The following is a 4918-nucleotide window of genomic DNA, read 5'->3' on the forward strand; positions in this document are numbered from 1 at the left end:
AAGGGCGGGGGCAAGGGGGGCGAGGGGAGGGGGAACCCGCTCTCTCTGCTCCCCGTGCTGACGGGAGCGGAGATAGGCACGATCTTCTCGAAGCTGCACGACATCTTCACGTTGTCGTCCAACCTCTACCACGACCTCACCACACTCAACTCAGGCGCCGCCACCCGGCGCTGACTCAAATACCGCGTGCAGCTGACCCGTAAGAACGAGGCAAAATTAACCACTTCTCCATTGAAGCCCATGACCTCCTCATACAGCTTGGTGATCAGTTGGTTGGTGGTCATGCCGTCGTTACGGGCGATTTCGGCCAAAATATCCCAGAACTGATTTTCCAGGCGCAGCGTAGTCACCACGCCGCAGATCCGCAGGGACCGCGAGCGTGATTCATACAAAATCGGGTCAGCTTTGACATAGAGTTCGCACATACGTGTTCCTCACAACGTGATTTCAGTCCCGAGCAGCTTCAGAAAACCGTTCAACCAGGCCGAGTGCGCAGGCCAGGCGGGCGCAGTGACGAGGTTACGGTGGGTATGGGCTTCAGTGACGGCGATGTCGATGAACGTACCGCCAGCCAAGCGCACTTCAGGAGCGCAGGCAGGATAGGCGCTACACTCACGGCCTTCCAGCACACCGGCAGCGGCCAATAGCTGCGCGCCATGGCAGACCGAAGCGATTGGCTTATCGGCTTTGTCGAACGCGCGGACCCAACCCAATATGGTCTCGTTCAAGCGCAGGTATTCCGGAGCACGACCACCAGGGATCACCAGAGCGTCGTAGTCTTCAACCTTGACCTTGTCGAAATCGAAGTTCAGCGCGAAGTTATGCCCAGGCTTTTCACTGTAGGTTTGATCACCTTCAAAATCGTGAATCGCAGTGCGCACCGATTGGCCGCTGGTCTTCCCGGGACAAACCGCGTGGACCACATGGCCGACCATCTGCAACGCCTGAAACGGCACCATCACTTCGTAGTCTTCGACGTAGTCACCGACCAGCATGAGAATTTTCTTTGCGGCCATGGCTCTCTCCTTAAATAAAGGCGTGGGCAAACAAGAATAGTCAAAGTACGGCCGATGAGCACGACGCAGGTAATAGGCAACTACTACTCAGGATGAATATCAGTTACGGCGATCAAGCACATTGACCACCAGCCGATCAATCCAACCCCAGACTCGCTGCTGTACCCGGCGCAACAACGGGCGGGACTGCCAGTCGTCAAGGCTGACCTCAGTGCTGACGCCAAAGTCATTGGTGAAACTGCTGGCCACCGCGTAGGTCAACGCGGGGTCGAGGGCTTCGAGGTTGGCTTCCAGATTGAAGCGCAGGTTCCAATGGTCGAAATTGCACGAGCCAATGCTGACCCAGTCGTCGACCAGGACCATTTTCAGATGCAGAAAGCACGGCTGATACTCAAAGATCCGCACGCCGGACTTCAATAGACGCGGGTAATAGCGATGGCCTGCGTAACGCACCGACGGATGATCCGTGCGCGGCCCAGTCAGCAGCAGGCGTACGTCAATGCCCCGCGCAGCGGCCCGACGCAACGCCCGGCGGACTTTCCAGGTGGGCAGAAAATACGGGGTCGCCAGCCAGATTCGGCGCTGGCCGCTGGCCAATGCGCGGACCAGCGACTGCAGAATGTCGCGGTGTTGGCGAGCGTCGGCATACGCCACACGCCCCATGCCTTCGCCGGTCAGCGGCATTTTAGGCAGCCGTGGCAAGCCGAACATATGCGCTGGGCGCCAAGCGGTGGGACGGTCGTTGGCGTGGAATTGTCGGTCAAACAGTGCCTGCCAATCGATGACCATCGGCCCGGTAATTTCGACCATGACTTCGTGCCAGTCGCTGGTGTCACGCGCTGGATGCCAAAACTCATCGGTAACGCCCGTGCCGCCCACCACTGCCAACTGTTTATCCACCAGCAGCAACTTTCGATGATCGCGGTAAAGGTTGCGCAGACCTCGGCGCCAACGCATCCGGTTGTAAAACCGCAGGATCACGCCCGCGTCGATCAGCCGTTTGCGCAGGCTTAACGTGAAGGCCTGCGCGCCAAAGTCATCGAACAGGCAGCGCACAATCACGCCACGTTGCGCGGCGCTCACCAAGGCTTGAACTACGGCTTCGGCGCAGCTCCCGGCCTCAACCAGGTACAACTCCAATTCGACCTGCTGCTGCGCCTGCTCGATGGCGGCAATCATGCGTGGAAAAAACGCCGGACCGTCGATCAGCAAATTGAATTCGTTATCGGCGCGCCACGGAAAAATCGCCCCCCTCATGCCTTTAAACCCGACGAGGTCAGCAGAAGACGAAATGTGTTGAGCATGCGTGCTCCCTAAGCGAGATTGCCGCCAACCTTAACCGGCTGTAACAGGAGGTTGCAAACTCCTACGGCAATAACTGACAACCCTGGCGCTGACCTTTCCAAATGGCTCGACTGCTGCGCCCCAACCCCGTGGACGTCACACGCCTCTGCACAGCGTCATCAACCACTGTGCCAGGCAGCCATTGCTTCACATAGCCTGCGCAATAGTCAGCGGGATTGTCCATCACGTAACGGCACGAGCAGTATTCCTTTGCCGTGTAGGCGCTGATGATGGTTGGAAAAGCCTGTAGCGCCACTCGATGCTGCCAAGCGAGCCATACGGCCGCCACCGCTATGAATAGCAGAACACTGCTGAAGGGGCGACGCAAAATAAAGGGGCGGCGATGGCTCATCGGGCGCCCTCCCCGGCAAACGCCGCCAGCACTCGCTTAAGCAGTTGGTCATGGCTGTAGCTGCTGTCGCGATCATCGGCGTAACGCACGATGACCAGTTTGGCACTGGGCACCACGTACATGGCCTGGCCCCAATGACCCAGCGCCGCAAAGGCATCCACAGGTGCGTCCGGCCACGGCCGTTTAGTCAGATCAGCTTGACCCTCAGGCAAGCGATTCAGCCACCATTGCGCGCCGGGCACCTCATTCACTGTGTCCGTTTGCAGGTGAGCGAACGGCGCCAGATTGAAGTCGACCCATGCTTTGGGCAGCAGTTGCTGATTGCCCCAACGACCGCCGCGCTGCATCAGCAAACCTATGCGCGCCAGATCACGGGCCGTCATGTAAGCGTAGGAAGACCCGATGAACGTGCCACTGCTGTCGGTTTCCCACACGGCGCTGCGAATGCCCAACGGATCAAACAGTGCGGTCCAGGGATAGTCTGGATAAGCCTTGTCACCCACCATACTTTTCAACGCCGCGGACAACACATTGCTGTCGCCGCTGGAGTAGCGATAGGCAGTTCCCGGCTTACTGGCAACGCCATGCGCCGCCGTGAACGCGGCAACATCAGTGCGCCCTCGGGTGTACAGCATGGCGACCACGGACGAATTAAGCGGCGCGTATTCATAGTCTTCCTGCCAGTCCAGCCCCGACGCCCAGTGCAGTAGATCCTGAAGTCTAACGTCAGGATGAGCGTTGAACGGCGGATAGTATTTCGCCACGGCATCCGCTGCCTGGAAGCGCCCCTCGCCGAATGCTACGCCCAGCACGCACGCCATCACGCTTTTACTGACTGACCAAGTGAGGTGCGGCGTGTCGACAGTAGTGACCCCTGCATAGCGCTCATAGATTAATTGCCCGTCACGGATCACCAGCAACGCGTCGGTACGAATGCCTTTGCGGGTGGCATCGTCGCGGGGTGCAAAGGCGTACTCCTCCAGCGCTTGCAACGCGGGGCTTGGGGTAGCCGGCGCAGTTGTCCAGTGTTCGCCCGGCCAGCTTTGCGCGAATGCAGGCGCTGCGCACAACATCATAAAAGCGATCAGCAAGCGCAATGATTTCATCGGGACATCTCTGGCGGGACGCCCATCAACCGTAGCAGCGAATTGTTTCAGGGCATCAGACAAACCGCGCAGCATTCTTCACGAACAAGTTCGCTCCTACAGAATCTGCGCCAGCGCCACACAGAGAACCTAATGTGGGATCGAACTTGTTCGGGAAACAGGCAACTCGGTGCATCAGACAAACCGCGCCACCCCAAATCAAACCGCTGTCATACAAGCATCACCAAAGCTTAATAGTGATGACACGGCGTCTCCATAGCCTGCAGGTGTACCCCGATGCGCTTGAACTCGACCGGCCGCAAATGCCTGGCTGGCTTATGGAGACGCCACATGACCCAGATCGCCTGCACTCGCGACACCCGCGTCGAACGCCGCCTTCAGGCCGAACGCTTGATTGGCGCCAAGGCACTTCACGAAGCTCAGGCTTTGCGTTTCAGCGTGTTCAGTGGTGAGTTCAACGCCACGCTTAAAGGCGCCGAACTAGGCTTGGATATGGACGACTATGATGCGCACTGTTCGCACATCGGCGTTCGCGACCTGGCCACAGGCCGTTTGGTGGCGACCACCCGTTTACTCGACCACAAAGCCGCCAGTACGCTGGGTAATTACTACAGCGAAGAAGAGTTCAGCTTGCATGGCCTCGGCCATCTGCAAGGACCGATCCTGGAACTGGGCCGCACCTGCGTTGATCCGGCCTACCGCAACGGCGGGACGATTGCTGTGTTGTGGAGCGAGTTGGCGGAGATTCTCAACGAAGGCGGCTACAGCTACTTGATGGGCTGCGCCAGTATTCCGATGCAGGACGGCGGCATTCAGGCCCACGCAATCATGCAGCGCCTGCGCGAACGCTACTTGTGCAACGAGAACCTGCGCGCCGAACCGAAAAAACCGCTGCCAACGTTGGACCTGCCCAATAACGTCATCTGCGAGATGCCACCGCTGCTCAAAGCCTACATGCGCCTGGGGGCGAAAATCTGCGGCGAGCCTTGCTGGGACGAAGACTTTCAAGTCGCTGACGTGTTCATCCTACTCAAGCGCGATGACCTGTGCCCGCGTTACGCCCGTCACTTCAAGGCAGCGGTCTGATGAGCCGGGTACGC

6 protein-coding genes are annotated in these 4918 nt (G+C 58.8%); 1 reads left to right on the forward strand and 5 read right to left on the reverse strand.

The window, feature by feature from the left end:
- Positions 1–125: 125 nt before the first annotated feature.
- The 5 genes from M0974_RS17735 to M0974_RS17755 all read right to left on the reverse strand — a co-directional run bounded on the left by M0974_RS17735 (position 126) and on the right by M0974_RS17755 (position 3818).
- On the reverse strand, positions 126–425 hold the full coding sequence (locus tag M0974_RS17735) for a ribbon-helix-helix domain-containing protein (protein WP_297839484.1): 300 nt from the start codon (positions 423–425) through the stop codon (positions 126–128).
- A 9-nt stretch (positions 426–434) separates the two neighbouring features.
- The gene (locus M0974_RS17740; RefSeq protein WP_297839487.1) at positions 435–1016 is read right to left on the reverse strand and encodes a DJ-1/PfpI family protein; all 582 of its coding nucleotides are present in this window, start codon (positions 1014–1016) and stop codon (positions 435–437) included.
- A 99-nt stretch (positions 1017–1115) separates the two neighbouring features.
- Complete coding sequence (locus M0974_RS17745) at positions 1116–2273, reverse strand: phosphatidylserine/phosphatidylglycerophosphate/cardiolipin synthase family protein (protein ID WP_297839490.1); 1158 nt, start codon at positions 2271–2273, stop codon at positions 1116–1118.
- A 109-nt stretch (positions 2274–2382) separates the two neighbouring features.
- Complete coding sequence (locus M0974_RS17750) at positions 2383–2712, reverse strand: amidase (RefSeq protein WP_297839493.1); 330 nt, start codon at positions 2710–2712, stop codon at positions 2383–2385.
- Complete coding sequence (locus M0974_RS17755; RefSeq protein ID WP_297839496.1) at positions 2709–3818, reverse strand: serine hydrolase; 1110 nt, start codon at positions 3816–3818, stop codon at positions 2709–2711. Before M0974_RS17755 ends, M0974_RS17750 begins: the two co-directional genes overlap by 4 nt.
- Positions 3819–4148: 330 nt before the next feature.
- Between M0974_RS17755 and olsB the strand changes: the two genes are divergently transcribed.
- Complete coding sequence (olsB, locus tag M0974_RS17760) at positions 4149–4904, forward strand: L-ornithine N(alpha)-acyltransferase (RefSeq protein ID WP_297839498.1); 756 nt, start codon at positions 4149–4151, stop codon at positions 4902–4904.
- Positions 4905–4918: the final 14 nt, after the last annotated feature.

Origin of the sequence: Pseudomonas sp., from assembly GCF_026224925.1 — a bacterium.
In the GTDB taxonomy this organism is placed as follows: domain Bacteria; phylum Pseudomonadota; class Gammaproteobacteria; order Pseudomonadales; family Pseudomonadaceae; genus Aquipseudomonas.